This is a genomic window from Facklamia sp. P12945 (assembly GCF_050409485.1).
Taxonomy (GTDB): domain Bacteria; phylum Bacillota; class Bacilli; order Lactobacillales; family Aerococcaceae; genus Facklamia.
On sequence record NZ_JBNUPJ010000018.1, the window covers coordinates 12,268 to 39,259 of the forward strand.

A 26,992-nucleotide genomic window follows, 5' to 3' on the forward strand; every position below is an offset into this window, starting at 1 on the left:
TAAATGAGTAAATTTATAAGTAGTTATCTTGATTGGTCTCCTCAAAAAATTCAGAAGTTTCGCAAAACAGTATTAACTTGGTACGATGAAGAAGGGCGAGACTTACCATGGCGCCACAGCAAAGATCCCTATCAAATTTGGGTCAGTGAGATTATGCTGCAACAAACGCAAGTGAATACGGTTATCCCTTACTATGAGCGTTTTATAGACGAGTTACCAACTATTCAAGCTTTAGCTCAAAGTTCTGAAGAACAACTGCATCAGCTATGGCAAGGCTTAGGCTATTATTCAAGGGTAAGAAATATGCAATTTGCTGCTAAACAAATTATGAATGATTATGATGGCATCATGCCAAAAACCATGAAGGAGCTATTAAGTTTAAAAGGTATTGGACCTTATACAGCAGCAGCTATCGGCTCGATTGCCTTTGGTTTAGTTGAGCCTGCCATTGATGGCAATTTAATGCGTATTATCGCTCGCTTATTTGAAGTAGAGGAAGATATTGGTCAAGCAAAAAACCGTAAAGTTTTTAAAGCCATATTAGACCCTCTGATTGACCCCAAACGACCGGGTGACTTTAATCAAGCTTTGATGGATATTGGAGCTACCGTTATGACACCAAGCAATTACCGGCCTGAAAACCATATCTTAGAAGAATTTGATCAATCTTATCAAAATGGAACGAGTCATCTTTATCCAGTTAAACATAAGAAGACTAAGCAGATAAGACAAGAATGGCTTGCTTATAAAATTATAAATAAAGAAGGGAAAGTTTTAATGCGTCAGCATCAAACCGGAGAATTATTGTTCGGCTTATGGCACTATCCTTTAGTAGAAGTCGATTTGCTAGCTTTAAAAGATGCAAATGAAGTTAAAGAGGCATTCTTTTATACTTATCTCAAGCCAGATGAAATGGTAATGGAATCTGTTGTAGAAGAAATTCAGCAATACTTTAAAGTCAAGATAGAAAAGCTTACTCCAGCAATAAAACATGTTTTTAGCCATCGAATTTGGCAAGTTGGCATTTTAGCGGTCAATTTTGAAAGTAGTGGACAGCAATTACTTGATCAGCTTCATCTAAATGATAGTAGCTTTCGGTGGGTAGCAGAGAGTGATATAAGTCAATTGGCCTTGTCCTCACTGCAGATAAAATTATTAGATAGTAATAAAGCATCTTCTAATGATGACTTACGACTTTTTTAAATGATGCATCAAACAAATAAGTTTTAAAAAATTTAGACCCCTAGCAAAAAGAGCTAGAGGTCTTTTGATTACAAACGATATATTTTAATTATTAAAAGTCATAGGCTTCTTCTTCTTTTTGGCGTTTTAATTCCATAGCTTGGCTAAATAATAAAGTATCTTTAATTAAACCATCTAAACGGTAATGGATGTTTTGATTAATTATTTCACCTTGATGATAGTCAGCTTCTTCAATAAAGACATAAGAAGGAATAACCATAGCTTTCATATATGAAAGTATAGGCTTCAATTGATATTCGGCAATTAAGTAGTGTTTAGGACTACCTGCTGTAATCACCATTCCAACTGTCTTGTCTCTTAAAGCATTTTGTGGTAAAAGATCGAAAATATTTTTAAGTGTGGCTGGGATGGAGGCTTGGAAGATTGGACTACCAATTATGATAGCATCAGCTTCCATGATTGCTTTTGTAACATAAGCACTATCGCCAGTAAGTTCAACATAGTGATGACCATCCGCGAATTCAATATCTTTTTCAGCTAGATCAATCAACTCCACATCAAAGTCTGAATAGTTTGTTTGAATAATCTCTTTAGTGAGGTTCATAGCAATGCGAGTTTTACTACCCATCTTCGAACCAGAAAGTAAAATTAATCTCATTATTCCACTTCCTTTTCCTTGGTCAATTCTTGGACCGTCTCTCTAAATTTAGCGTGATCGGTTGGCTCAGCTTGATCGGCAGCTTTTTGACCAGTATAGCGGCGAACAGCGGGTAAAACTTTAGCCTCTAAAAGTTCTAAGTTCTTCATTAGATGTTCGAAAGGAATTCCACCAAAATCAATTTGAGCCACATAACGGCTGATACCGAAAGTTTCATATTGATAGAGAATTTTCTCAACGATTTCTTGCGGACTTCCAACGTTAAGAATATCATTAAGGTTTTCTGATTGGGCAAAAGCTCGCTTAGGAAATTCTTGACCATTTGAGAAGGTAAAGCCTTTAGAAATGAAAGTATAGGCTTCTTGTCTGGCTTTTTGTGAAGTTTCAGCTACGTATAGCATTCCAGCAGTTGCCACAGGGAAATCTTGGCTTTGATAGCCACTTTCTTCTAAGGCTTCCCGATAAGACTGAATATTAGCTAAATGAATATCGACTGGTCCAGTTAAATGTGCTAAGAAGATAGGGGCTCCTTGACGTCCGGCTTGAATAGCAGATGTGCGATGGCCACCAACTGCGCGCCAAATTGTCAGTTTACGATTTTGATAAGGTCGAGGTAGAATGGAAGCATTCTTCAAAGGTGCTCTAAATTCTCCCTCCCAATTTATAATTAAATCTTCATTAATCTGACGTAAAAGTTCAAATTTTTCTTCGAATAAGGCTTCATAATCGCGCATATTATAGCCTAATAAATCAAAAAGACCTACACGTGAAGCGCGTCCTGCAATGATCTCCATTCTTCCTTTTGAAATAAGATCCAGGGTAGCAAAATCTTCAAAGATGCGAACGGGATCTGAAGTTGAAACGATGGTTGCAGCAGAAGAAAGTTTAATTTTAGAAGTTGCTTGAGCAATAGCTGCTAAGATAACTGTATGCGCTTGGCTAGTAAAATAAGGTTGGTGACTTTCACCGACACTAAAAAGATCTAAGCCAGCCGCTTCTGCTTCAATACCATAACGAATAATTTCATTGACTCTTTGTTCTTGTGAAATACGGTCGCCAGTAATTGGATGAGGTACATGATCACCTAAAGTATATATACCAATTTCTAGTGGTTTTTTGGGGGAAGTGCTTGAATTCATAATAAGCTTCCTTTCTTTTTTTTATTGAACAAATTATAGCATAAATCTCGAATTTTAGGAAATAATTTATTTTAAGGAGAGAATAAGCTTTCTCTTATAAAATGAAATTTGCTCCCATAAAGACAAGCGAGTATGATATAATATTCAAGGAAAAGTTGATAGCCGAATGGCTAATTATTTACACAATAGAAAGTAGGTTCAGTGATGAAGCAGCCCAGAGAAGGTGAATTCATTACTGTTAAAAGTTATAAACACGATGGTTCTTTGCATCGAACATGGCGCGATACGATGGTTTTAAAGACCAGTGAGCAGTCTATTATTGGGTGCAATGATCATACTTTAGTGATCGAATCAGATGGTCGTCGATGGGTGACACGAGAAGCTGCAATTGTATATTACCATCAACATTTTTGGTTTAATATTGTAGCGATGATTCGTAAAAGAGGTGTCACTTATTATTGTAATCTTGCCTCTCCATATGTTATGGACAAGGAAGCGTTAAAATATATTGATTATGATCTTGATATAAAAGTGTTTCCAGATGGTGAGAAGCGATTGTTGGATTTAGATGAGTATGAAGTACATAGTCGACGTTATAATTATCCAGTCGAAATTGATCGCATTTTGAAATATAACATTCAAGAGCTGGTCCGTTGGATTGAGGAAAAAAAAGGTCCTTTTAATCCGGCCTTTATCGATATTTGGTATGAACGTTATTGTCAATTGTCACATCGCAAACGTTATAAATAGTTAATAGTAGAATTCACTGAGAGAGATTTTGTGTAAAACGCAATAGAAGCGATAGTAAATCGTTATTCTATTGCTTTTTTTTAAAATAAAGGATGAGAGAGTGAAGGTATGTATACAAAAGAGAGGATTAAAGAATTAGATCAAATGGCATATTTAGGTGCATTAGGAGCTATCTATTCACCTGATAAAACAGTATTTAAAGTATGGGCACCAACTGCTCGCTCCATCCAATTAATTGTTTTTGAAGGTTATTATGGTCAAGTTAAAGATGAACACCTCATGGTTAAGCAAGGCCCTGTATTCCAAATAGAATTAGCAGGGGACCATCATCAAACAACCTACCGCTTTCGTATTGATTTCAAAGACGGGAGCCAAAAGGAAACAATCGATCCATACGCTCGAGCATGTACAGTTAATGGTAGGAGATCAGTCGTAGTTGATTTGAAAAAAACCAATCCAGCAGGCTGGTCGAAAAGGATGCCGTCTTTTCCTCGAGACGAAGCTATGGTTATTTATGAAGTGAATGTACGCGACTTAACGATTCAAGGCGAATCTGGCATTACTGATAGAGGAAAGTATCTAGGATTGACTCAAACCGACACACGAAATCCTGAAGGGGATTCCACAGGGTTAGACTATCTAAGTGAGTTGGGAGTGACCCATTTAGAATTTTTACCTCTTTTCGATTTTGACTCTATCGATGAAACCTTTGAGCAACCAAATGAATATAATTGGGGTTACGATCCTTATAACTACAATATTCCAGAAGGCTCTTATGCAACAGATCCTTATGATCCTATTGTTAGAATTAAAGAATTAAAACAAATGATTCATGCTATTCATCAAAAAGGGATGCGTGTCATTATGGATGTTGTTTATAATCATGTCTACCAAGTTGAAAACCATCCTCTCCACTTAACAGTCCCGCACTATTATTTTCGCTATGACCAATCTGGACAGTTAACTAATGGCAGTGGCGTGGGAAATGATACAGCATCTGAACGTGTGATGATGCAAAAGTTCATCGTAGACTCTGTTCAATACTGGGCAAGTGAATTTCATATCGATGGATTTCGCTTTGATTTAATGGGTTTGCATGATATTGAGAGTTTAAAAGCTGTTCGAGAAGCTCTTGATGCAATTGACCCTAGTATAATTATTTTAGGTGAGGGTTGGGATATGGCTAGTCCCATTCCACCAGATCAAAAAGCTAATTTAAATAATGCTTATAAAATGCCTAGAATAGCTCAATTTAATGATGGGATCCGAGAGGCTATAAAAGGGAATGATTTTAATCCTGAGGCAAGGGGGTTTATTAATGGTGCTTGGTACATGGAAGAACCACTAGTTAATAATTTTCTAGCTCGCTATGATTCTGAAAAATTTAATAATCCCATGCAAGTGATTCAATATTGTGAAGCACACGATAATTATACACTCTATGATCGGTTAATGATGGCTGACCCTTATCATCTACCGGAAATTATTATAAAAAAACAGCAATTAGGATTGGCTTTAGTCTTGCTAGCCCAAGGGATTCCCTTTATTCATGCTGGTCAAGAATTTTTAAGAAGCAAGCAAGGAGTCAGAGATTCTTATAACCGACCAGATGCTATTAATCAAATCGATTGGTCTCTAATGACTCAACATTGTAAAACGGTGGAATTCGTAAAGGGTTTAATTCAATTAAGAAAAGAAGAGCCTCTTCTACGCCAAACTAGCTATGAGAGCTTACGTTGTTCGACAGAAGTAATTCAAGCTTCAGACCAAATCATGGCGGTTCGTTATGCCGGTAAAAGCTATGATCTCTTGTTAATGTTTAATGGTGGTGAAGAATATGCGCACTTTAATGTTCCTTTAGGCAATTATACGATGTTAGTTTACGATGATGTTGTTGATCTTGAAGAAAATGAATATCTTAATCAAATTAAATCGATTAATTTGCTTCCATATTCAACGACGGTTATTAAACGTTTAAAAAAGAGAACAAAATAAATATAATTCAAAAGAGCGTGAAGATTCCTTTTAATCCTTACGCTTTTTTGTGTGAAGTTTTTGACATTTAGTCGTGCTTAGTGTAAGTTTAATAGGCTTTCAGAAAATATAAAAGGAGACTAAAATTGGATAGCGCCAGACCTATTGAAATAGGTGACGAGGATGAGTTTATCGAATTTTCGGCGGATGACTCAAGGCTGTGCAGTCTTTAAGAATAGTTAAAACAAGATCGCGAGAACTTGGACAGAGTCTATTCTATGCACCGAAAGCATAAAATATTGAAAGAAATGAGGCGTATTTTATGTGCGGAATTGTTGGATTTATTGGTGAAGGAAATGTACAAAGAATTATACTTGATGGATTGGCAAAATTAGAATACCGTGGTTATGATTCGGCCGGACTTTATCTTTTAGATCAAGAAGGTAGGGGTCATCTTTTTAAAGAGAAAGGTAGAATTGCCGACCTTGAAAGGGCAGTAAATCAAGAATTTAACTCTAGTATTGGTATTGGTCACACACGGTGGGCAACCCACGGTCCTGCTAATAGAGAAAATGCTCACCCCCATCAATCTAATTCTGATCGCTTTACTTTAGTCCATAATGGTGTGATTGAAAACTATTTAGACTTAAAGAAAACTTACTTAAGTGAAGTATCATTAAAGTCACAAACAGACACAGAAGTAATTGTTGCTTTAATTGCTTACTTCTCACAAGAAGGAATATCTACCAAAGAAGCATTAAAAAAGGTGCTTCAATTGATAGAAGGCTCTTATGCTATTGGATTAATTGATAAAGAAGACCCCACAACTCTTTATGCTGCTAAGAAAAAATCACCATTATTAGTGGGCATGGGAAACGATTTCAATGTAATTGCATCGGATGCAATGGCAACGATTGATTTGACCAGTGAATATATTGAAATTCACGACGGTGAATTATTGATGATTCAATCGGATGGCATTTTAATTGAGGACTTATCGGGTCAAGTCATTGACCGTTCTTCTTATATTGCAGACTTAGATGCTAGTGATCTTGATAAAGGAACTTATCCGCACTATATGCTTAAAGAAATGGATGAGCAAGCTGCTGTAGTTCGTAAAAATATTCTTTATTATCAGAATCAAGATAGTGAATTTACTATTGAAGCTGACCTTTTATCTGAAATTAAGCAAGCGGATCGTCTTTATATTTTAGCTTGTGGGACTTCTTATCATGCAGGTTTAGTAGGTAAAGTGATGATTGAAGACTTGGCGAAAATACCAGTGGAAGTTCATCTTTCATCAGAGTTTTCTTATCACTTGCCGCTATTAAGTCAAAGACCTTTCTTTATATTTATTTCTCAATCAGGCGAAACAGCTGATAGTCGACAAGCTTTAGTGAAAGTCAATGAATTAAACTATCCATCTTTAACTATAACTAATGTCAAGGGATCTACTCTCTCGAGAGAATCGGATTATACACTTTTATTGAATGCAGGACCGGAAATTGCTGTGGCTTCTACAAAGGCTTATACAGCTCAATTAACAGTCTTAGCGATTTTAGCAGATGTTCTTGCAAGCCAAAAGGATTTCTCAATGAAACATGAGTTATCATTAGTTTCTCAAGCTATTGAAAGGGTCCTTACTCAAAAAGATGCTTTAAATTCTTGGGTAAAAAATGGACTTGCAGATAAAGTGCATGCTTTCTATTTAGGGCGTCATATGGATTATTTAGTAGCCATGGAAGCAGCTCTTAAACTAAAAGAAATCTCATACATTCACACCGAAGCTTTTGCTTCAGGAGAATTAAAACATGGAACAATTGCTTTAATAGAAGAGGGAACGCCTGTTACTGCATTAATAACTGACCCAGTAACAGCTTCCATTACGCGGTCTAGTTTAGAAGAAGTGAAAGCGCGCGGAGCCAAAACGTTTGTAATAGCAAGTGAACCATACGCAAGTGAAGGAGACTTTGTTCTTCCATCTGTGCATCCGCTCTTAACTCCAATTGTGAGTGTGGTTGCTTGCCAAATGATTGCCTATTTAGCAACTGTTGAACGGGGGCTTGATGTAGATAAACCACGTAATTTAGCTAAATCGGTAACGGTGGAGTAATTTATAAAAAAAGATGAGAAATGACTGAGGTTTTATCCACAGAAATTTAATTAAAAAGTCATCTGAAGGTTCTGTTTTTTAAATCGAATAAACGCTATAATAGATAATGAAATATAAAATTAGGAGCGAATAAATGAAACCGTCAATTTCAAAACTTCAGCTACAGGTGAAACCATGGGCACTTGCCTATTCCATCTTTATGGTTACTTTAGGCTGTCTCGTCTATGCTGCTGGGGTAAACAGTTTTGTAATCCCCAATCATTTTGGTAATGGTGGAGTGGCAGGTATCGCGATTATCTTAAAATATATCAAGGATATTCCTACTGGGACCACAAACCTCATTATAAATTCTTTTATTCTATTGATTGGTTATCGATTTCTTGAAAAACGTACGTTAATTTTTACAATTTATGCCATGATTGTAACCTCCTGGGCTTTAAACACTGTCTTTCCACCTGTTTTTATTTCAGAAAACCGGCTAATTTCGGCAATGGCAGGCGGAGTTGTAATGGGTATTGGTTTAGGATTAATTCTTAAAGGACATGGTTCTTCGGCCGGAACAGATATTATCGCCATGATTTTAAAGAAATACCTTGGGATTAATTTTGCCACAGCTACCTTTTTATTAAACATGTCAATTGTCTTAGCTTCTGGGTTTGTTATAGGTGCTGAAAACACTATTGTTACTATCTTTATGAAATTTTTAACCTCAGCTGCCTTAGAATTTGTTACGGATGGCTTTAGTCGTCGGAAGGCAATGTTAATTATTACTAAAGAACCAGAACAAGTTTGTCAGATGATTACCGAAGAAATTGCAAGAGGGATCACTGTTTTCAGAGCTTATGGTTATTACACCCATAAGGAAAAAGAAGTGTTATATATTGTTGTATCTAAACAGCAAGTGGTGAAAATAGAGCGACATATTGCTTCAATTGATCCAAATGCTTTTGTTACAGTTAGTGATGTTCAAGAAGTTATTGGACAAGGATTTACTTTTTATAATCCTAATAATAAAAATCGCCGTTTTTACGATGAATAATAAAAGAACTCGTCTTCAAAATTGGAAGGCGATTTTTTGGACGAGATAAAAATTAGAGTCAATTTTATAATACTGTGAGCTAATTATGCTATGTATTCTTTTATGAATGACGGAGGGAAAATGATGATTAAAGTATATGGTTTAAAGCAATGTTCAACTTGTCGCAAGATTATGAAGTATTTGCAGGAAAATGGTTTGGAATTGACTGAGATAGAAGATATTCGCGACAATCCCCCCTCTCTTTCGGAATTAAAAGTGGCTTATCAATCGACAGATGGCAATATTCGCAAAATGCTAAATACTTCTGGACAGGTCTACCGAGATATGAAATTAAAAGACCGTTTAGATAGTATGTCTTCTGAAGAAGTTTTAAAGCTAATGAGTAAAAACGGTATGCTAATTAAAAGACCATTTTTAATTGAAAAAGAAAAGGCAAGTAGTGGTTCTAATTTAAAAATAATTAACCGAGTGTGGGAAATTAACAAAGCTTAAAACATAAAAAGAGGTTATCAACTATATAGTGATAGCCTCTTTTTTAAAAGAATGATGTTAACCAATGTAAAATATAAGTTGTTCCAAAACCATAACAAGCTAAGGAAACAGGTTTGCCAAATAGCAAGGATAAAATGAAGTACTTGCGAGTCATAGTAGTGATTCCAGCTCCATAACAGAGAATATCAGCTGGCGAGAAGGGAAAAAACATTAAAAAAGTAAAAAGCCAATTTCCCATGTTTTTTCTTTCGTAAAGTCTGATCATTTTACCATAAGACTTATCACCGAGTATGGCTCGGACAGTAGGTTTTCCATATCTTCTACCAATCCAAAAGTTGACCCAAGATCCGAGATAGATGGGTAACAAATTGAGGACGAAACCCCAAAAGGGACCAAAGGCTAAGATTCCGATGGGAATAGTAATCGCTCCCGGCATAACTGGAATAATGGTTTGGGCTATCTGAATGATAATAAAAATCAAGGGCGCCCAAAAGCCAAAACCTTTAATCATTACTAGCATTTTTCTCTCGTCGGTAAAAACACCTGCTTGAATTCCCCACATAACTAATATGAGAGTAACTATGAGTCCCAAAATATTGAGGAAATGCATCCATTTTCGGGTTAAAATTTGTCTTTTTTCATCCATCGGGTCACACTCCTCAAAAACATTTTAACATATGTTGATGATATGACAATCATAGATGAAAATTAACCAAAATCAGACAGACTTAAGTCTTAATTAATTGATTGATCGGACTGAAAAGGTTCAACCGATAATTGATAGTTACGAATATAATTGATAAAGTTTTTAACGGATTCAGGAAGGTGTGTATTTTTACGATAAACCAAGTAAAAGTTTCGTATAGAATTCACTCCTTCAATATCGAAGGTTAAAACTTCTTTATGTTTCACATCAGGCTGAACAGCTAGCTCTGATAGAATGGAAATCCCAACCCCCAACTTAATAAATTGTTTTATCGTTTCATTATTATTTACTTCAAAAACTTTATTCAGTTTGAGTGGATCGATATCCAACTCTCTCAGTATCAATGCTGATTCTTTAAGTGTTCCTGAACCTTCCTCGCGAGTAATGAAAGGTTTTTCTAAGATCTTCTTAATTGGATAAGCTGTTTCTTTATATTGTATGAATTCTTGATTATAAGGGGTAACAATGACTAATTTATCCGAAAAGAGCTTCTCAAAAGTCAAGTTACTATTCATCGATTGAGAGCCAACAATACCAATATTTAAAGACCCTAGGGCAATATCATTAATAATATCAATGGTATCACTTTGGTGAAGGGAGACCCGCATCTCTTTATTATCTTTGGCAAATTCCGAAAGAGCTAACGGAAGAAGATAAGAAGCAGCAATGGATGAGGCACCGATTGTGATTTCATGGTTGTTTCTTTGAGAAAAGGTGGTTTCAATGTTACGTGACATTTTTAATAAGGATTGTGCGTACTTATAAAATTCCTGTCCTTGGGTAGTTAATTCATGGCTTTTAGTTGTGCGTGAAATTAATTCGATGCCTAATTCATTTTCCAATTGTTTAATGTGCAAAGAGACAGTTGGTTGAGAGAGGTAGAGTTGGTTAGCAGCTTCTGAAAAACTACCCCATTCTACTATTGTTATAAAGGTTTGGATTTGTTTTAATTCCACAAAAGTCACTACTTTCTGATATCGATTTAATATTTATTTTTGATTTTAAGGTGAGAGAGGTATTTATTAGAAAAAATAATAAATAATTGTCGAATCGTTTAAAATTACTCAGATAGATCTTTTTGAATGTCTTTAAGACATTCAACGGCGACCATGAGGTCTTCTTTTTTCGTATAATGCGATAGTGAGAATCGCACAACTCCTTGTTCCTTGGTTCCTAATGCTTCATGCATTAAAGGAGCACAGTGACCACCACCTCGTGTTATAATTTCAGCTCGGTCAATCAGTTCTTCAACTACGATGGCCGAGTCAAAATCGCCTAGATTAATTGAAAGAATTCCACAGCGGTCTACAGTAGGATTAAAATGACCGTAAAATTTTATTTGGGGAATGGATTGAAGTTCCTTATAAAAGATGTTTAAGAGATTCCTTTCATAATCTCTTACTTTATTCACTCCATAATCAATTAAATAATTTACACCTGCTGCAAGACCAGCAATTCCATGACTATTTAAAGTTCCGGCTTCTAAGCGTGAGGGGTAATCAAGAGGTTGATGATGACTAAAGGTATCAATGCCTGTTCCACCTGATTTTAGTGGATGAATCTCTACATCTGGGTGAACATATATACCACCAGTTCCTTGCGGACCTAAAAGACTTTTATGTCCTGTAAAACAAAGAACATCTATGTCCAAAGCTTCTACGTCGATAGGTATACAGCCAATTGTCTGTGAGGCATCTACAATACCTAAAAGATTGTGTTGGTGTAGAATTTGAGTGATTTCCTTGATCGGATTAATGTCACCAGTAACATTGGAAGCATGAGTGATGACCATTCCTTTAGTGTTGCTTTGAATGGTATTATTTACTGTTGCCGGATCAATAATTCCTTTCGAATTGATATCTAAAATAGTCAGTTCAAGACCATTTTCTTCTAGTTCATAGAGAGGTCTTAGAACGGAATTATGTTCCATGACAGTCGTAATAACATGGTCACCTTTCTTAAATAATCCTTTAATAACTGTATTTAAACTATCTGTAGCGTTATGAGTGAAAATTATTTGCCGAGGGTCTTTGCCGTTAATCAATTGATTCAAAGATTGACGGGCTTGAAAAATGCTTCGAGAAGCTTGCATGGCTGAATCCGAAGAACCTCTGCCAGCATTGCCAGAATGCTGAATGGCGTCAATGACCGCGTCAATGACTACTTGAGGTTTATTTAGGGAAGTGGCTGCATTATCTAAATAAATCATAAGATCTTCTCCTCTTTAAAATTTATATTATCATTCCCATTATATCTTAATAGATAAGGGCCTTCATGGTTAATTTGAATTGATATCGCTTTCATCAGTTATTCTGATAAATGCTCAAGGCTGTTCTAACAAAGCTTGTCGGTGCATATTTGAAGTGATATGATTAGCCAGTAAAAAAATATATATAAGGAGGTGTCTTATGAAAAAAATGTTTTCATGGTTGATGTTGACTGTATTATTTGTTGGGCTTATGCAACCATTTGCTAGAATTAATGCTGAAGATGAAGTTGAAGAAAACACTACCGAAGCTTCAAGTGAGGAGCAATACCCTGTCGATCCGGCCAAACAAGTTTATGTTGATGCAGAATGGATTAAAAAGGTCTTAGATGGTAATTCAGACATTGAAAAATATGTATTGGCGGAAGTCACTTGGGGCGAAGCCGATGCAAGTCCAGATTATTTGAGAAAACACTTGCCTGGAGCGATTCATATTAATACGGATTCGGTTGAAGAGGGTCCTGTATGGAATTTGCGATCTGCCGAAGAAATTGAAGAATCTTTATTAAAATATGGGATTGATAAAGATACGACGTTGATTTTATATGGACCTGATACAGGTGTAGACCGTGTAGCTTATGCTGCATTGTACACAGGAGTTGAATCCGTTAAAATTCTAGATGGCGGCTTAGCTATTTGGGAAGCAGCAGGTTACGAAATAGAAGAAGGTGAAGTGGTCCCTGCAGCTGTTAAAGAATTTGGAGTCGAAGTGCCTGCTCATTCTGAATATCTTATATCTTTAGATGATACTGTGGATGCTTTAGCTAATAATGACAACTTTCGCTTAGTCTCTCTACGTTCTGAAAATGAATGGTTAGGTATAGAATCAGGATACTCTTATATTCCTAAAGCGGGAGAACCTAAAGGAGCAGTTTGGGGACGTCCATTATTGAGGGGCTCTGGAGAAGCTAATAGTTCAGGAATGGAAGATTTTAAAAATGAAGACGGTACAAATAAAAGCTTCGATGAGATTTTGGCTTTTTGGCAAGAAGAAGGTTTTGATGTTGAAAATGATTTAACCTTTTATTGTGGAACTGGTTGGAGATCTAGCCTTCCATTCTTGTTGATGTATGAGCGGGGTTTAGATGTTGCCATGTTTGATGGTGGATGGAATGAATGGCAAATGAATGATGATTTGGAAGTTCAAATTGGTGATCCTCAATCAGATTCGGTAAAATATAAAACAGTTGGAGATTTAGAAGAAGGAAAAGAAACCAATTAGAAAGCATCTTCAAAAATACAAGGAAGCGTGCTCGCCATTGACGACGAGCATGCTTTTTATTAAGGAGAATATTAATGAAAAAAATTCTAAAATTATTAAGTTTAGCTGTTATAACCAGTTTAATAGTCAATACTACATATGTTTTTGCCAATGAGGGAGGCCCATTAAACAACTTATCTTTTGAAGAAATAGTAGAGCAAGCAAAAGGAAGTGAAGTTAATTTTTATGGATGGGGCGGCGATGAAAAGCTTAACCAGTGGTTAGATGAAGTATATGGACCAAGACTTAAAGAAAAATATGATATTACGTTAAACCGTATTCCGATGGATATCGATCAAATTTTGAGTCAATTAGTGAGTGAGAAGCAAGCTCAAACTAGCGAAAGTGAAATGGATATGATTTGGATCAATGGCGAGAATTTTAAATCTGCTCGAGAAAATGAACTCTTATATGGTCCATTCACAGAAATTTTACCAAATTATCAAGAATTTCTAGATATAGAAGATATAGAAAACAATCAGGATTTTGGCTATCCAATTGAAGGTTTTGAAGCTCCTTACTCAAAATCTCAGCTTGTTTTAATTAAAGATTCAGAAGTAACTAAAGAAACTCCTACAGATGCTGAATCCTTGTTAGCATACGTAAAAGAAAATCCTGGAAGCTTTACTTATCCGGCATTGCCAGATTTTACCGGTTCCGCTTTTGTTCGGAATATTATCTATGAATTTGTTGATTATCAAGAATTTCAAAAGATGGAAACAGATAAAGAAGAGCTGAAAGTTCTCATTCAACCGGCTTTGGATTACTTAAATGAATTGGCTCCTTATTTATGGAGTGAGGGGAAAACTTATCCAAGCGATGGTCCTGCCTTAAACAATTTATTTATGGATGGAGAAGTTGCTTTTCATATCAACTATAACGCTTATGAAATTGCTCGATCAATTGAACAGGGAATGTATCCATCGACTGCCCAATCATTTGTTTTTGAAAAGGGCACAATAGGTAATACTAACTTTATAGCAATTGGTAAAAATGCATCACACAAAGCAGCCGCTATGGTAGCAATAAATGAAATGCTATCGCCAGAAATGCAATTATCAAAATACGAACACCTCGGTCTAATTCCGGTAATCGATAATGATAAATTAAATGATCAATTAAAAGCAGACTTTGAGGAAGTAGAAATTGGCGAGGGGATAATACCACAAGAACAACTTTTATCTAAGCGACTGCCAGAAATGCCCGCACAATTAGTGCCTTTGATCGAAGAAATTTGGCTAGATGAAGTGGCAGGAAAATAAAATGGAGCTTACGAAGAAGAAGCGTTTTTATGCAGTTCTCTTATTTATGCCTCAGTTCATTTTAAGTTTGTTTTTACTGTTAGGTGTAATGATTGGAATAGTGCAGTCTTTTGGATACATTCCTTCTTTAAATTTAAATGAGTTCAGTCTGACTTACTATCAAGATTTATTAAATGATAAACAATTTAAGCAATCAGTGTTTTTTTCATTGAAAATTGCTTTTTATTCAGCTTTTCTTTCAACGATTATGGGTCTAGCTTGGGCTTACTTTTGGCTTGTTCAAGAAAAATTAAGTAGATGGCAACAGACGCTAGTAAAAATTCCTATAATTGTTCCTCATTTAGTGGTCGCACTGTTTACTTTACAACTGTTTGGACGAACCGGAATATTTGCACGAATTTTATTTGCAATGGGAATTTCAAATGCCCAAGCTTGGTTTGATGCATTAATGTTTCAACCAAATGGTTGGGGCATTATTTTTTCTTTTATGTGGAAAGAAATTCCTTTTGTTTTATTTTATTGTTATCCTATAATAAGTTCAATCAATAATAAACTTGGCGAAGCTGCACAGACGCTTGGAGCCAGTCGCTTACAAAGTTTTATTAAGATTGTGCTACCCTTATCAAAAAACACAATCTTAGCTGCCTTTTTCATTATATTTATGTACGCTTTTGGTTCCTACGAGCTAGCAGCTTTATTAGGACCAACTTTACCTAAGGCATTACCAATTGCAGCTTATCAAGCATATATGCATCCTGATTTAAGCCAACGTCCTTTGGCAATGGCATATAATGGAATTTTAATACTCATTAGTTTGATAGCCGTTGTAGTAATTTATCTGATAGCATTTTATCCACAACTAAAGAAACAACTATTCAGTGAAGAAAAGGTGGGTCGAGATGTATCGTAAGACTATTCATTTCTTAATATTTATAGTTATTTTTTTGCCAATTAGTATTTTATTAATCTGGGCATTTACTGCTCGCTGGCCATGGCCTCATTTGATCCCGCACAATTTGTCCCTAAGAGGGTTTGAAAATCTGGTACGGCAACCTAATCAATTACTAACACTTATACTATCTTCAGTATTTATTTCGTCATGTGTAGCCATGCTGTCATCTTTGATTGCCTTAATGACTGCTAGAGCGACGGTAATGGCTAAAGGCTTCTTTAAGAATTTTATTCAGTTGACTATCGCCCTACCTTTTCTAATTCCTGTGATTGTTTTTGCTACAGGTATTCATCAAAAAATGTTTGAATGGGGCTGGGCTAATAAGCTTTGGGGCGTGATATTAGCCCATTTGATTTATTCCTTACCCTATGCTTCATACTTAGTGATTGATGCCTACCATGCGGTTGGCCTTCATTTAGAAGAGCAAGCATGGGTATTAGGAGCAAATAAGTTGAAAGCATTCTGGAAAATAACTTTTCCACTGCTGCTCCCTGTTCTTGCGACCAGTTTGGCTACGTCATTCATTGTTTCTTTTAGTCAGTATTTCCTGACTTTAATGATAGGTGGGGGGAAGATTCAAACCCTATCAGTAATTATTTTTCCTTATTTACAAAGAAACGATCGTACAATTGCTAGCATATACGCTTTGTTCTTTTTAATTATTAGCTTTTTAGTTATGGGACTACTCTCTTGGCTTTCCAATTTATATCAAAGTAAATATGAAAAATTCGACTATTATTAGGAGGTGAACCGTGTCTTTAATCATTAGAAATATATCAGTGAGTTTGGGTCATAACAAAGTCTTAAAAGATCTTAATCTTGAAGTTAAAAAGGGAGAGTATTTAGCTTTACTTGGGCCTTCTGGATCTGGAAAAACTACTTTTTTGAAAACACTAGCTGGACTAATTGAAAATGCTGAGGGAGATATTTTACTTAATCAAACTTCTATTATGAAAGAACCAAGTCATTCCCGTCCAGTTTCGGTGGTTTTTCAAGATTTAAGACTTTTTCCGCATTATAACGTTAAAGAAAATATTGCTTTTCCAATGAGGTTAAAGAAAATGAAAGCTAAAGAGATCGATGAGCGGGTAGCATCTTTATTGAATGATGTGCATTTACCTGGTTTACAAGCTTCTTCCATCCATAAACTATCAGGTGGTCAACAACAAAGGGTAGCACTCGCAAGAGCCTTAGCCAATGAACCTCAGGTTCTTTTGTTGGATGAGCCTTTTTCCGGACTCGATGAGCCTCTTAGAAGGGAGATGGGCCAGTTAGTACATAACTTACATGTTAAAAAAGGGCTGGTAACCATCTTAGTGACACATGATAAGCGAGAAGCGGTACAATTTGCTGATCGTATCGCTTTTCTGCATGAGGGTAATTTAGTGCAAGTGGATTATCCTAAAAATGTCTTTGATCATCCTAAAAATGAATATGTGGGTAGTTTCTTTGGAGTGTTGAACCGTTTAAAAGTTATTGAAGAAAGTAGAAAAGACTGGTTAGAGATGGATTTTAATGTTAAATTAAAAGACTATATTGGCAAAGAAATTTTTGTCAGACCAATTCGTGTGGAAGTTAAGACAGAACGTTTATTTTCCTCTTCCAGTCTCATTTTCCCTGCTAAACTAACCCATTTTTTTGAATACCCAGAGTATGTAGATTTAAAATTTCAATTAATCAATTCAAGTGAACAATGGAGTGTCAATGTCTTGCACCAGTCATTAAAAGATTATAAAGTAGGCGAAAAATATTGGCTTTATGTTAATCATGCAGATATTATTAGTTTTGAATGATAGATTTAAATAGAAAAAGCCCAATTATAAGTTGGGCTTTTTGCTTACAATCGTTTATGAAGCTTTTTCAATAATTGGAATTTTTTTATTTTCTTTTGTACCATCTAGAGAATTCTTGACATTAGTATAGCCCTTTTCGGTTAAGAAGTTAGCTATTTGAGCGGATTTATTACCAGAATAACAGAAAGTAATAATTTCAACTTCTTTGTCTTCAGGTAATTGTTCTAAAACAGTTTCTGGCTTATCAACTGAAGCATGAATGGCTCCTTCTACACTTGCTTTTTCAAAGTCTTTAAGATCACGTGCATCAATGAAAATGGTTTTGCCTGCTTCGGCTGCTTCAATGAAGGTATCTGGCAAGATAGATTCATAAGTTACTAAAGTATATTCAAAGTCTTTAACCCCTACAGCATCTTTAACATCTTCAAAGCCATTATCGATTAAAAGATTAGCAGCTTCTGCAGACTTATTACCTGTGTTGCAATAAACAATAATTGGCATCTTTTGGTAGTCTTCTAATCGTTCTAATTGTTCTTCTAATTGATCTAAAGGGATATTAATGGCATGTGAAAGATGTCCTTCTGCATAGTCTTCTTCAGGTCGGACATCAATTACCAAATATTTTTCCTTTTTCTTTTTATCTAGTTGGATTTTTTCAAGTTCTTCGCCTGTCATTATCTCAGCTTGGGCGTAAACGTTCGAAAGACCCAAAGCAAAAACTGCTACAAAAGTGACAATAAGTTTTAAAGATTTTAAAAGTGTTTTTTGCATTATACCCACTCCTTTATTTTGATGTCTTTATTTTATTAAAATGGTCATCTAATCACAAATAGACTTATTAAATAAATACGGGCTATTTATTAGTAATATCAATAAAACATTCATTCAAAAAAAGTAGCTGTATGCTATAATGAGCAAGGTTATAAGAGGAGGTCCAAAATGTTAAGTAAAATATATTGGGCGATTGAAATATTAATAGTCACAGGTGGTTTTTTTGTGAATGAATATGCTAGTAAGCGGATAGGACTCTATCGCCATGTGTATTATCGAGAATTTCAATTTAATCAGTTTTGGTTTGCTGAAAACTATCATTGGATTTGGTATGTTGTAGCTATTTTCATTATTTTAATTGCTATTATTGCTCTATTTAAAACTAAAAGCTGGATTCAATTTTGTTATCAATTTTCTTGGAAAACACATTGGGCGATACTGTTGATCGTTTCTCTGTCTGAACTAATTATTATGAGCTTTTTTACAGATAAAAGTCTTTTAATTATGTATCCGTATTTCCTAGTAGGATTACCACTTTTAGGAGTTGGAAATTTGATAGGTTGTTTATTAATTTTTTTATTCCATCCTCAGACTAAAGAATGCGAAATTAAGATAGGAGCCATATAATGTCGACTGCAATTATTTATTTTGTCAAATTACCTTTAATTGGATATAACAAAACTAGATTACAAGGGTTTTTACCTAAGGAAGATATTCACCATCTATCGATTCACCTTTTACAACAAACTTACAAAGAAATTTGTAAGGTGGATGCAGACATCTTTCTTTTTGTAGCACCTGCTGATCAAAAATTAGCCATTCAAAAATACTTAGCTATTGATAGTGATAAGATATTCGGCCAGCTTGAAACAGCTCATTTAGGAGAACGAATGTCGCGAGCCATGCAGCAAATTTTTAACCGTGGCTATGATAAAGTTCTTTTATTAGGCTGTGATCTAGTTGACATCAAGCAATCTTTGGTTGAGCAAATGATTGACATGCTAGACACTGAAGATGTTGTTTTAGCTCCTACCTTAGATGGAGGTTATGGCATTATAGCCAGCCGTTTGTTCTCTAAGTCTCTTTTTGATTTAGAGAATTATTCACACGATGAAGTATGCCAAAGGACGATCAATAAAGTTTCTGCAGCAAAACTTTCCTATGCGTTGACAGAAACCATTCGTGACCTAGACACGCGGGAAGATGTGGTGCGTTATCTATCAGGAGATCCAGATGCAGTTTATTTTAATCAGGGGGAATATAATGCCAACTTTCTAATTGATAAGGGCAGAAAGATTTTTAGGATTGCTTTAGGTTCGCAAATGAATTTAGACAATCAAATTGAATATGAATACTTAGCACTGAAGGGTTTGGCTTCTTCAGGGGTTGTGCCGAAGGTATATCAATGCCAGCCTCATACTAAGTTGTTAGGTAAGGGTTATTTAATTGAAGAATACCTCCCCGGTCATCCCTTAGACTATCAAAAGGACTTATCCAAAGCTGCTAATATTTTGGCTAGAATCCATAGTGTAGATAGCCAGACCATTCCTCATCTTATTAAGGCTAATAATCCCTTCCAACTGATGTATCAGGAATTTGTTGACATGTATAGTCATTATCAAAAATGGAAGGGCAGAGATCTTGAGGTTATTGATCTAATCGATGCATTGATGGCAGGTCTGAAAAAATATTCGTTCAATAATAAATTAAGCAATCCTTGCGTTATTAATACAGAACTTAATTCACACAATTTTTTGATTAATTCTAAAGGTGATTCCTATTTAATTGACTGGGAGAAGCCTTTGGTTGGTGAGAGGGAACAAGATATCGCTCATTTTCTAGCTCCCACAACCACATTATGGAAAACAGACCACTTACTTTCATATGAGCAAATCTCCGCTTTCATTAAAGAGTATGATAAGTCCTCCCAGGTGAAAATTAATAAAGATAAGCTTAAACAATATCTTCATTTTACTTGTTTAAGAGGAGTCACTTGGTGTTCGATGGCTTATGTTCAATATTTAGAAGCACAAAAAGTTAAGTCAAATGACCACTCTTTTGAAACCATCTCCCGCTTTATTAGCCCTGTTTTCTTACAAGAAATTAAAGCTTATATTGAAAAGTTGGAGGATATTACCTTATGAATTATTTGATCAGTGTGATTATTCCAGTTTATAACGAAAGAAAAATTTTACCTCAAACTTTAAAGCATCTACAGCATTTAAAGGACGAAGAAATTGAAATTCTGTTTGTAGATGGTGGTAGTGAAGATGGAACTCAAGAATTTATTAGCGAAAATCAATATAAAGTCCTGAATGGTCCAAAGGGTCGTGGTAGTCAATTAGCTGTAGGGGCTAAAAAGGCCAAAGGAGACTATCTTTTATTCTTACATGCAGATAGCTACTTTAAACGTTCTCCTAAAAAGGTCATCCTGAGTAGTCTGCTGAAAGGAAAGATTGGAGCTTTTCCATTAGACTTTCAAACAGATAATTTATGGCTAAGAGCGATTGCTTATGGATCAAATTGGCGACTTAAACATCGACAGATAGCTTTCGGTGATCAAGGGATTTTTATGACAAAAGATTACTATTGGGAACTAGGAGGTTTTCATGCTTTATCTTTAATGGAAGACTATGATTTATTTTTACGAAACAAGGCTAAGGGTGAAGAATTAGTTGTAGCAGATCAGTTCATTTATACCTCGGACCGTCGTTTTAAAGAAAAAGGTGTCTTTAGAACACTTCTTAAGATGCAATATTGCCAGTATCTATTTCGTAAGGGTTACTCAATGAAAGCAATCACTCAAGTCTATTATTCATAGAAGGGGATTCGAATGAAAAAGAGAAGTATTAAAGAAAATATCATTGCAGCCATAGCCAAAAGAATGGTGGTTACCATCGATGAAGCCCCCTCTAATGTTGAATTAACTAAGCCTCTTTCAGAGTGTAGGGTAGCATTTATCACAACAGCAGGAACCCATTTGAAAAGCGATGCCCCTTTTAATATTAAGGGAGATCATACTTTCCGAATGATTCCTGGGGATAGTCGGGTGGAAAATATTATGATTACTCATGATCATTATGATCATGGACCGGCAGATGAAGATTTAAACTGTGTCTTTCCCATACAGATGCTTCAAGAGATGGCAACAAAGGGCAAAATCGGCTCTGTTGCACCGCGCCATTATGGCCTAATGGGTTATATACCAAAAGTAAATTTACTAATTGATGAAACAGCACCTGCGATTGCCCGTCAGTTAGTTGAAGATCAAGTAGATTTGGTACTCCTTTCTCCTGGCTGATATATTTGCCATCAGTCCGTTGGGCTAATCCAAAGAGAAGTAGAAAAGCAAGGGATCCGTACCGCTTCAATTATGCACTTACCTAAAGTGGCAGCCAAATCGAGACCACCTAGAATGTTTACCATTGATTTTCCTTTAGGTTTAACTTTTGGAGAGGCGAATGATTCTATTAAGCATTGGCAAGTTATGGATCAATTCTTAGATTTTGCTGTATCAGGTGGGGCAGAGGAGATAAGACCTTTTAAAAAAGCTTAATTATTCAATCACATAATGCGAATAGCGGCTTACTTTCAAATAATTAATTTATTTATACTAGCGTGATTACTTTTAGTTGAATGACTCCAATGGCATGATAATCTTTGTGAGAAAGGAGCTTAAAAATATGGACTATCTATTATTATTTATCGAGGGATTAATGACTTTTGTCTCTCCTTGCTTACTGCCAATGCTTCCACTTTATATTGCATTCTTTGCAGGCAGTGAAGGGGAGAGCTCTACTAAACAAACCCTCATTAAAGCAATTTTATTTATGTTAGGATTTTCTACGATATTTATCTTATTAAGTCTTTTTGTGTCCACTGTAGGATCCTTTTTTATGATGCACCGACAAGTCGTTAACTTTATCGCAGGAAGCATTATGATTATTATGGGTGTCGATTATCTTAATGGTCAAAAGCTAATGACTAAGTTAAGGCCTCATTCGCGAGGTTCCTATGTGGCCAATCCTTATTTATTTGGTCTAGTCTTTGCCATTTCTTGGTCGCCATGTGTTGGAACATTTTTGGCTTCTGCATTAACTTATATAGCCAGTGTCGCTACTAGCTGGACTTCATTTTTGCTTATAATTAGCTATTGTTTAGGTTTAGGTATTCCTTTCATTCTGTCTGCATTATTGGTAGATGAAAGTAAAAAAGTCCTTACATTTATCAAGGAACATTATCACTTAGTCAATCTATCTTCAGGCTGGTTTTTAATCCTTTTCGGTTTATTAACAATATCAGGCATCTTAGAAACGCTTTTACTACAACTAGTCTAGGAGGAATACAATGAAAAAGTTATTAACGTATGGTTTGCTTTTAATCGTTATTATAGGTCTGGGGGGCTTTATTTATAACAAAGTTCAAGATCAAAGTTTATCTATCGATAAAAAAGAAACAATTCAGGAAACTGTCAATGAGATCGATTTAACATTTAACAAAACAAGCGAAGAGGTTATTGAAGGAAAAGAAGTATCTCTTCAAACTTCAAGGGAAGAAAGTAGTCAGCTTAATAGCACAAATGAAGAAAAACAAGATCGATATGGTCATCTTAATGTAGATAGTGTAAGGATTAAAGATCAAGTAGATAAATCAATGACTTTATCTGAAAATTTTGGTCGACCTATGGTTGTTAATGTTTGGGCAACTTGGTGTCCACCATGCAAAAAAGAAATGCCTTATTTTCAAACGGCTTGGGAAGATTACCAAGAAGATATTGATTTTTATATGATCAATGCCACTAATTCGCAACCTGGCGAAACTAAAGAAGCAGTGAATGAATATTTAGAAGACCTTAATTTGACTCTTCCTGTATTCTATGATGTTAACTTTTCAACCATGATGTCCCTACAAGCTACCTTTTTGCCCGCTACTATTTTTATAAATGAAGAAGGAGAGGTAGTATACCATCATATTGGCCTAATCAATGAAAAGCAATTACTAGAGCAAATCGAGGAATTGTTATAAAAATGTAAAATTTTGATGGTGGTGGAGTTTAATATTTAGGAGGTTCTTATGAAAAAAAATAAATTGGCAGTGATTGTTGTACTTGTATTATCACTTTTATCTTATCTCTTTATTCCCTCGGTGCAGTCATTTATTAACGAGTCTATTTCAGCCATGAAAGCAGTTAATTTAGAAGAGACAATTGCTTATATTCGTTCTTACGGAAATGTTGCTGCTGGTGTTTCCTTTTTCTTGATGATTTTGCAATCGATTCTTTCACCCATTCCTGCTTTCTTAATCACTCTATCTAATGCTGCCATTTTTGGATGGTTTTGGGGAGCGGTATTGTCTTGGACATCTTCAATGGCTGGAGCGACCTTATGCTTTTACATTGCTAAAATTTTGGGACGCGACGCAGTTGCCAAGATTACCAGTAAAACAGCCTTAAAATCTTTAGATGTGTTTTTTGAAAAATATGGAAAGTACACCATTGTAGTTTGCCGTTTATTACCATTTGTTAGTTTTGACCTAGTCTCTTATGCAGCTGGTTTAACTTCTATGAAATTCTGGCCATTCTTTTTAGCAACCGGAATCGGTCAATTACCGGCTACTCTTGTTTATTCTTATATTGGACAAAACTTCGGTGGTGGCGGTAAACAATTATTTATTGGATTAATGTCACTATTTGCTGTAACAATTGTCATTTATATTGTTAAATCGATTTATAATGAACGCCATGCAAAAAAAGCAGCTAAGTAAATGGTTTAAGGTTTGCTTAGTGATTGCTTTAGTAGCTTTAACTATCTGGCTGACCTTAAATTTTTCAACCGAGCGTGTACGAGAAATAATCTTACAATCAGGGTCTTCTGCAAAATGGATTTATGTATTACTTTGGGTTTTCTTACCGATGGGGTTTTTCCCTGTTCCTTTCCTAGCTTTTGCTGGAGGTATGGGATTTGGATTATGGTTAGGCTCCATCTTGACTTTTATAGGTGCGGCTTTGAATCTAACTTTCATGTTTTTAATTTCGCGCTATTTATTTAGGCAACCGGCACAAAAATTTTTATTTAAAAGATATCCTAGTTCCAAAGGGATATTGACCACCGATAACCAACATTTAAAGTTAGTTCTTGCATTGGCTCGAATTATGCCTGTAATTCCCTATAATGTTGAAAACTATGCTTTTGGCTTAACGGATATCTCATTCTGGGACTATCTTTGGATTTCTCTCATATGCATTTTGCCGGGGACATTTATTTTTGTAAATGTTGGCGATAAGGCTTTAGAACCTAGTGATGCCTCTTTTTCACTATCAATAATATTAGTGGCTTTACTAGTATTCGGCACAGCCTTTTTAGGGAAATTTATTAAGAAGAAAAATCCAGAAGTAGCCCAAAAGCTTGAAGTAGATGAGGAGGAATAAGGGATAATGAAAGTTTTAATTGATTTTGATAATACTTTTTTCACACCCAATCGCGACATTGATGATGGTTTGGCGCTGATGTATTTATTAGGGAGTCCAGAAGTCGCTATAGTGGGTATCACTTCGACATTTGGGAATTCGACCATTGAGCAAGTAGACCAATCGACCCGTCAATTAATAAGCAAACTTGGCCTTCATTCAATTCCTTATGCAAAAGGTGCAAGTGAAACAGCTGATTATTTAACACCAGCAAGCCAGCTATTGGTAGATTTGGCTAATAAATATAAAGATGAGTTAATCATTATTGCAGTCGGTTCAATGACCAACTTGCAAGGGGCCTATCTAAGAGACAGTAATTTCTTCAAAAAAGTTAAACAACTTGTCTTAATGGGTGGGATTACTCAGCCGTTGATCTTTGACAAGCAAGAAATGCGAGAAATGAACTTTTCCATTGATCCGCAGGCTGCTTTTACCGTTTTAACTAAGGGAAGAAATGTTTCTATTTTAACAGCTAATCACTGTTTAGATCTTTTATTTACTCGATCAGAATATGAAGAAGCTTTTTCTAACCAACAATCGGCCATTGCTCATTTAATTCAAAACTATGCAGAACCTTGGTTTGTCGATAATGAAGATGAGTATGGTATTAAAGGCTTTTATAATTGGGATTCATTAGCAGCGGTCTATTTAGTAAATCCTGAATTATTTGAGGATCAATGGACTTCTTTTAATGTTTCTGTTAATAGTCTCTCAATGGGTTCTTTAATAGCGGAAGATTTTGATTTCAGTCCTTACTCAAGCTCTAGACCTTTAAAAAAAGCTTTAATTAATACCCCTGTTGTTAAAAAGGCAGATCAAATACGAAAGAATTTATTTCAGCGCTGGCTAAATGTTAAATTGGAAGATTAAATAGCAAAGGAGGTTTTTGGATGTTCAAATGGCATAATTTACTAATAGCAATTTGCTCAGGGTTTATTTTTGCTCTTCTAGCAAGCGCTTTAATGTCATATTGGGTATGGTTAGAAATGCGAGTGCATACTTGGGTTTTGTGTTGGATAGTTTTTGTTCTATTTATCATGGTAAGTTTTTTGTTCAAGATAAAACCAATAACTTACTTCCTAGGACTTATTAGTGTCGTTACTTTAATGCTTGTTAAATCACCTAATATTTTTTATTATAATGTTCGCGATATGTTTTTTTTAGATATGAAGATAGGTCAAATTAAAATGATTACTTTAATTTTGATGATAGTCATGACTCTTTTAATGATTTACTTTTGGTTGAAAGATCGAAAGCTAAAAAGTCAGCAAGTTTAATTTTGAAAGGATGAATAATATGAACAAAATGATTAAAAAATTAATGACACTTGTCTTTGCCTTCGTTACCGTTTTATCTTTATCTGTCCCAACACTTGCAAAGGAAGATGCTCCTGCAAATTTACCGACAGAGGAAAACCCGATGGTGGTCGATAAGGAAGCAGGCACCATTTCGATATATGCTTACGTAAATGGAAAATACTTAGAAACATCTACCCGTCATGCCGTGGTCTTCGATGATGGTAATTTTGGTGGAAAATCGGTATTCGGAACAACTGCTAATCAAAATAAATTCTATGAAGCTTTAATAGAAATCGGGGCAGAACCAGGCGATAATATGACGGCTGAAAATGCGGAAGAAACGCATGTTGCAGGGGATTTAATGGATATTAAAGTAACTTGGGAAGGTGCTGAAAAAGAATACAACCTAAGTGAAACAATTATTGATTCTAATGGCAATGACTTTGAATTCCGCTTTGGTGGAAATAAAGGGCGTGCCCATGATAAACATACAGGTTGTATCACTTGTTTAGATTCATGCCCAGTCGGACTTATTTCAAATGCTACTTATACCTACGGGGCCGTTGAAAAAAGAGGGGAAGTAGCGTTTTCAGGAAATGGTGAGATTTTACCAGAAGAAGGGACTCCGGTAATCATTACTTATTCAATCCACAAAGAGGATAGTAAAGATAAGAAAGTTGAATCAAACGAAAAAGCTGAAGCAGAATAATAATTCATTGGAGGGGCTGTATCATAAGTCCATTTTTGCTATAACTTTTAAAATAAGACCCGAGATAAAATGTCCACGCATTTTGTCTCGGGTCTTTATTTTTTCTTGTTCTTGGATATATAACACCAGTTTATTGATAT

Annotated in this window: 28 protein-coding genes; 22 read left to right on the forward strand and 6 right to left on the reverse strand. The window is 35.4% G+C overall.

Features of this window, described 5'->3' with window-relative positions; translation table 11 throughout:
* Positions 1-3: 3 nt before the first annotated feature.
* On the forward strand, positions 4-1,203 hold the full coding sequence (mutY, locus tag ACQV2X_RS06825; protein WP_428872766.1) for an A/G-specific adenine glycosylase: 1,200 nt from the start codon (positions 4-6) through the stop codon (positions 1,201-1,203).
* Between the two features lie 91 nt (positions 1,204-1,294).
* Here the strand turns inward: mutY and ACQV2X_RS06830 are convergent, their stop codons facing one another.
* Positions 1,295-1,861: an NADPH-dependent FMN reductase gene (locus ACQV2X_RS06830; RefSeq protein ID WP_428872767.1), complete on the reverse strand. Its 567-nt coding sequence runs from the start codon at positions 1,859-1,861 to the stop codon at positions 1,295-1,297.
* Complete coding sequence (locus ACQV2X_RS06835; protein WP_428874894.1) at positions 1,861-3,000, reverse strand: LLM class flavin-dependent oxidoreductase; 1,140 nt, start codon at positions 2,998-3,000, stop codon at positions 1,861-1,863. The genes ACQV2X_RS06830 and ACQV2X_RS06835 overlap by 1 nt, the downstream gene beginning before the upstream one ends.
* Before the next feature lie 204 nt (positions 3,001-3,204).
* On the opposite strand from ACQV2X_RS06835, the gene ntdP reads away from it, so the two are divergent.
* The 5 genes from ntdP (at position 3,205) to ACQV2X_RS06860 (ending at position 9,368) form a co-directional block, all read left to right on the forward strand.
* A complete protein-coding gene (gene ntdP, locus ACQV2X_RS06840; RefSeq protein ID WP_428891655.1) occupies positions 3,205-3,750 on the forward strand; it encodes a nucleoside tri-diphosphate phosphatase in 546 nt (181 codons plus the stop codon).
* Positions 3,751-3,858: 108 nt separating this feature from the next.
* Entirely contained in the window at positions 3,859-5,745 is a 1,887-nt protein-coding gene (gene pulA, locus ACQV2X_RS06845) for a type I pullulanase (RefSeq protein ID WP_428872769.1), read from the forward strand.
* 301 nt (positions 5,746-6,046) lie between these two features.
* Positions 6,047-7,837, forward strand: coding sequence for a glutamine--fructose-6-phosphate transaminase (isomerizing) (gene glmS, locus ACQV2X_RS06850; RefSeq protein ID WP_428875769.1), 1,791 nt, complete (start codon positions 6,047-6,049; stop codon positions 7,835-7,837).
* 133 nt (positions 7,838-7,970) lie between these two features.
* Positions 7,971-8,876 carry a YitT family protein gene (locus ACQV2X_RS06855; protein ID WP_428872773.1) on the forward strand — a complete coding sequence of 302 codons (906 nt, stop codon included), beginning with the start codon at positions 7,971-7,973 and terminating at the stop codon, positions 8,874-8,876.
* A 123-nt stretch (positions 8,877-8,999) separates the two neighbouring features.
* Complete coding sequence (locus ACQV2X_RS06860) at positions 9,000-9,368, forward strand: Spx/MgsR family RNA polymerase-binding regulatory protein (protein WP_428874892.1); 369 nt, start codon at positions 9,000-9,002, stop codon at positions 9,366-9,368.
* Between the two features lie 43 nt (positions 9,369-9,411).
* Here ACQV2X_RS06860 and ACQV2X_RS06865 read toward each other — a convergent pair whose 3' ends face one another.
* From ACQV2X_RS06865 to ACQV2X_RS06875, 3 genes are all read right to left on the reverse strand, one after another.
* Positions 9,412-10,014, reverse strand: coding sequence for a TVP38/TMEM64 family protein (locus tag ACQV2X_RS06865; RefSeq protein ID WP_428893476.1), 603 nt, complete (start codon positions 10,012-10,014; stop codon positions 9,412-9,414).
* An 89-nt stretch (positions 10,015-10,103) separates the two neighbouring features.
* Entirely contained in the window at positions 10,104-11,030 is a 927-nt protein-coding gene (locus ACQV2X_RS06870; protein ID WP_428872777.1) for a selenium metabolism-associated LysR family transcriptional regulator, read from the reverse strand.
* A gap of 104 nt (positions 11,031-11,134) precedes the next feature.
* Complete coding sequence (locus ACQV2X_RS06875) at positions 11,135-12,283, reverse strand: aminotransferase class V-fold PLP-dependent enzyme (protein WP_428894376.1); 1,149 nt, start codon at positions 12,281-12,283, stop codon at positions 11,135-11,137.
* A gap of 199 nt (positions 12,284-12,482) precedes the next feature.
* Here ACQV2X_RS06875 and ACQV2X_RS06880 point away from each other — a divergent pair, with 199 nt between their 5' ends.
* The 5 genes from ACQV2X_RS06880 (at position 12,483) to ACQV2X_RS06900 (ending at position 17,608) form a co-directional block, all read left to right on the forward strand.
* On the forward strand, positions 12,483-13,562 hold the full coding sequence (locus ACQV2X_RS06880; protein WP_428894377.1) for a sulfurtransferase: 1,080 nt from the start codon (positions 12,483-12,485) through the stop codon (positions 13,560-13,562).
* A 74-nt stretch (positions 13,563-13,636) separates the two neighbouring features.
* On the forward strand, positions 13,637-14,863 hold the full coding sequence (locus tag ACQV2X_RS06885) for an ABC transporter substrate-binding protein (protein ID WP_428874888.1): 1,227 nt from the start codon (positions 13,637-13,639) through the stop codon (positions 14,861-14,863).
* A 1-nt stretch (position 14,864) separates the two neighbouring features.
* On the forward strand, positions 14,865-15,773 hold the full coding sequence (locus ACQV2X_RS06890; RefSeq protein ID WP_428872782.1) for an ABC transporter permease: 909 nt from the start codon (positions 14,865-14,867) through the stop codon (positions 15,771-15,773).
* A complete protein-coding gene (locus tag ACQV2X_RS06895) occupies positions 15,763-16,557 on the forward strand; it encodes an ABC transporter permease (protein WP_428874886.1) in 795 nt (264 codons plus the stop codon). Before ACQV2X_RS06890 ends, ACQV2X_RS06895 begins: the two co-directional genes overlap by 11 nt.
* A gap of 10 nt (positions 16,558-16,567) precedes the next feature.
* Complete coding sequence (locus tag ACQV2X_RS06900) at positions 16,568-17,608, forward strand: ABC transporter ATP-binding protein (RefSeq protein WP_428874885.1); 1,041 nt, start codon at positions 16,568-16,570, stop codon at positions 17,606-17,608.
* A gap of 54 nt (positions 17,609-17,662) precedes the next feature.
* Here the strand turns inward: ACQV2X_RS06900 and ACQV2X_RS06905 are convergent, their stop codons facing one another.
* Positions 17,663-18,379, reverse strand: a complete 717-nt coding sequence (locus tag ACQV2X_RS06905) for a rhodanese-like domain-containing protein (protein ID WP_428872786.1) — start codon at positions 18,377-18,379, stop codon at positions 17,663-17,665.
* A gap of 168 nt (positions 18,380-18,547) precedes the next feature.
* Here ACQV2X_RS06905 and ACQV2X_RS06910 point away from each other — a divergent pair, with 168 nt between their 5' ends.
* The 11 genes from ACQV2X_RS06910 to ACQV2X_RS06960 all read left to right on the forward strand — a co-directional run bounded on the left by ACQV2X_RS06910 (position 18,548) and on the right by ACQV2X_RS06960 (position 26,852).
* On the forward strand, positions 18,548-19,006 hold the full coding sequence (locus ACQV2X_RS06910) for a hypothetical protein (RefSeq protein WP_428874884.1): 459 nt from the start codon (positions 18,548-18,550) through the stop codon (positions 19,004-19,006).
* Entirely contained in the window at positions 19,006-20,523 is a 1,518-nt protein-coding gene (locus ACQV2X_RS06915; RefSeq protein WP_428874883.1) for a TIGR04282 family arsenosugar biosynthesis glycosyltransferase, read from the forward strand. The genes ACQV2X_RS06910 and ACQV2X_RS06915 overlap by 1 nt, the downstream gene beginning before the upstream one ends.
* On the forward strand, positions 20,520-21,200 hold the full coding sequence (locus tag ACQV2X_RS06920; protein WP_428872789.1) for a TIGR04283 family arsenosugar biosynthesis glycosyltransferase: 681 nt from the start codon (positions 20,520-20,522) through the stop codon (positions 21,198-21,200). The genes ACQV2X_RS06915 and ACQV2X_RS06920 overlap by 4 nt, the downstream gene beginning before the upstream one ends.
* A gap of 12 nt (positions 21,201-21,212) precedes the next feature.
* Positions 21,213-21,935: a glycine/sarcosine/betaine reductase selenoprotein B family protein gene (locus ACQV2X_RS06925; protein WP_428872790.1), complete on the forward strand. Its 723-nt coding sequence runs from the start codon at positions 21,213-21,215 to the stop codon at positions 21,933-21,935.
* Between the two features lie 127 nt (positions 21,936-22,062).
* A complete protein-coding gene (locus ACQV2X_RS06930) occupies positions 22,063-22,716 on the forward strand; it encodes a cytochrome c biogenesis CcdA family protein (protein WP_428874882.1) in 654 nt (217 codons plus the stop codon).
* 10 nt (positions 22,717-22,726) lie between these two features.
* On the forward strand, positions 22,727-23,404 hold the full coding sequence (locus ACQV2X_RS06935; RefSeq protein ID WP_428874881.1) for a TlpA family protein disulfide reductase: 678 nt from the start codon (positions 22,727-22,729) through the stop codon (positions 23,402-23,404).
* Between the two features lie 48 nt (positions 23,405-23,452).
* A complete protein-coding gene (locus ACQV2X_RS06940; RefSeq protein WP_428872794.1) occupies positions 23,453-24,142 on the forward strand; it encodes a TVP38/TMEM64 family protein in 690 nt (229 codons plus the stop codon).
* Positions 24,120-24,806 (forward strand): TVP38/TMEM64 family protein, encoded by a 687-nt coding sequence (locus tag ACQV2X_RS06945; protein ID WP_428874880.1) that lies wholly within the window; start codon positions 24,120-24,122, stop codon positions 24,804-24,806. Before ACQV2X_RS06940 ends, ACQV2X_RS06945 begins: the two co-directional genes overlap by 23 nt.
* A gap of 6 nt (positions 24,807-24,812) precedes the next feature.
* The gene (locus ACQV2X_RS06950) at positions 24,813-25,715 is read left to right on the forward strand and encodes a nucleoside hydrolase (RefSeq protein WP_428874879.1); all 903 of its coding nucleotides are present in this window, start codon (positions 24,813-24,815) and stop codon (positions 25,713-25,715) included.
* Between the two features lie 20 nt (positions 25,716-25,735).
* Positions 25,736-26,122, forward strand: coding sequence for a hypothetical protein (locus ACQV2X_RS06955; RefSeq protein WP_428872798.1), 387 nt, complete (start codon positions 25,736-25,738; stop codon positions 26,120-26,122).
* 19 nt (positions 26,123-26,141) lie between these two features.
* Positions 26,142-26,852, forward strand: coding sequence for a YdjY domain-containing protein (locus ACQV2X_RS06960; RefSeq protein WP_428874878.1), 711 nt, complete (start codon positions 26,142-26,144; stop codon positions 26,850-26,852).
* Positions 26,853-26,992: the final 140 nt, after the last annotated feature.

Excerpts from the sequence above, each read along its gene's own strand:
- ntdP (WP_428891655.1), top strand. The coding sequence starts at position 3,205 with ATGAAGCAGCCCAGAGAAGGTGAATTCATTACTGTTAAAAGTTATAAA.
- ACQV2X_RS06910 (WP_428874884.1), top strand. The coding sequence starts at position 18,548 with ATGTTAAGTAAAATATATTGGGCGATTGAAATATTAATAGTCACAGGT.
- ACQV2X_RS06930 (WP_428874882.1), top strand. The coding sequence starts at position 22,063 with ATGGACTATCTATTATTATTTATCGAGGGATTAATGACTTTTGTCTCT.
- ACQV2X_RS06865 (WP_428893476.1), bottom strand. The coding sequence starts at position 10,014 with ATGGATGAAAAAAGACAAATTTTAACCCGAAAATGGATGCATTTCCTC.
- ACQV2X_RS06940 (WP_428872794.1), top strand. The coding sequence starts at position 23,453 with ATGAAAAAAAATAAATTGGCAGTGATTGTTGTACTTGTATTATCACTT.
- ACQV2X_RS06855 (WP_428872773.1), top strand. The coding sequence starts at position 7,971 with ATGAAACCGTCAATTTCAAAACTTCAGCTACAGGTGAAACCATGGGCA.
- ACQV2X_RS06835 (WP_428874894.1), bottom strand. The coding sequence starts at position 3,000 with ATGAATTCAAGCACTTCCCCCAAAAAACCACTAGAAATTGGTATATAT.
- ACQV2X_RS06885 (WP_428874888.1), top strand. The coding sequence starts at position 13,637 with ATGAAAAAAATTCTAAAATTATTAAGTTTAGCTGTTATAACCAGTTTA.
- glmS (WP_428875769.1), top strand. The coding sequence starts at position 6,047 with ATGTGCGGAATTGTTGGATTTATTGGTGAAGGAAATGTACAAAGAATT.
- ACQV2X_RS06875 (WP_428894376.1), bottom strand. The coding sequence starts at position 12,283 with ATGATTTATTTAGATAATGCAGCCACTTCCCTAAATAAACCTCAAGTA.
- ACQV2X_RS06920 (WP_428872789.1), top strand. The coding sequence starts at position 20,520 with ATGAATTATTTGATCAGTGTGATTATTCCAGTTTATAACGAAAGAAAA.
- ACQV2X_RS06950 (WP_428874879.1), top strand. The coding sequence starts at position 24,813 with ATGAAAGTTTTAATTGATTTTGATAATACTTTTTTCACACCCAATCGC.
- ACQV2X_RS06890 (WP_428872782.1), top strand. The coding sequence starts at position 14,865 with ATGGAGCTTACGAAGAAGAAGCGTTTTTATGCAGTTCTCTTATTTATG.
- pulA (WP_428872769.1), top strand. The coding sequence starts at position 3,859 with ATGTATACAAAAGAGAGGATTAAAGAATTAGATCAAATGGCATATTTA.
- ACQV2X_RS06955 (WP_428872798.1), top strand. The coding sequence starts at position 25,736 with ATGTTCAAATGGCATAATTTACTAATAGCAATTTGCTCAGGGTTTATT.
- ACQV2X_RS06960 (WP_428874878.1), top strand. The coding sequence starts at position 26,142 with ATGAACAAAATGATTAAAAAATTAATGACACTTGTCTTTGCCTTCGTT.
- mutY (WP_428872766.1), top strand. The coding sequence starts at position 4 with ATGAGTAAATTTATAAGTAGTTATCTTGATTGGTCTCCTCAAAAAATT.
- ACQV2X_RS06880 (WP_428894377.1), top strand. The coding sequence starts at position 12,483 with ATGAAAAAAATGTTTTCATGGTTGATGTTGACTGTATTATTTGTTGGG.
- ACQV2X_RS06905 (WP_428872786.1), bottom strand. The coding sequence starts at position 18,379 with ATGCAAAAAACACTTTTAAAATCTTTAAAACTTATTGTCACTTTTGTA.
- ACQV2X_RS06945 (WP_428874880.1), top strand. The coding sequence starts at position 24,120 with ATGCAAAAAAAGCAGCTAAGTAAATGGTTTAAGGTTTGCTTAGTGATT.
- ACQV2X_RS06935 (WP_428874881.1), top strand. The coding sequence starts at position 22,727 with ATGAAAAAGTTATTAACGTATGGTTTGCTTTTAATCGTTATTATAGGT.
- ACQV2X_RS06860 (WP_428874892.1), top strand. The coding sequence starts at position 9,000 with ATGATTAAAGTATATGGTTTAAAGCAATGTTCAACTTGTCGCAAGATT.
- ACQV2X_RS06830 (WP_428872767.1), bottom strand. The coding sequence starts at position 1,861 with ATGAGATTAATTTTACTTTCTGGTTCGAAGATGGGTAGTAAAACTCGC.
- ACQV2X_RS06895 (WP_428874886.1), top strand. The coding sequence starts at position 15,763 with ATGTATCGTAAGACTATTCATTTCTTAATATTTATAGTTATTTTTTTG.
- ACQV2X_RS06915 (WP_428874883.1), top strand. The coding sequence starts at position 19,006 with ATGTCGACTGCAATTATTTATTTTGTCAAATTACCTTTAATTGGATAT.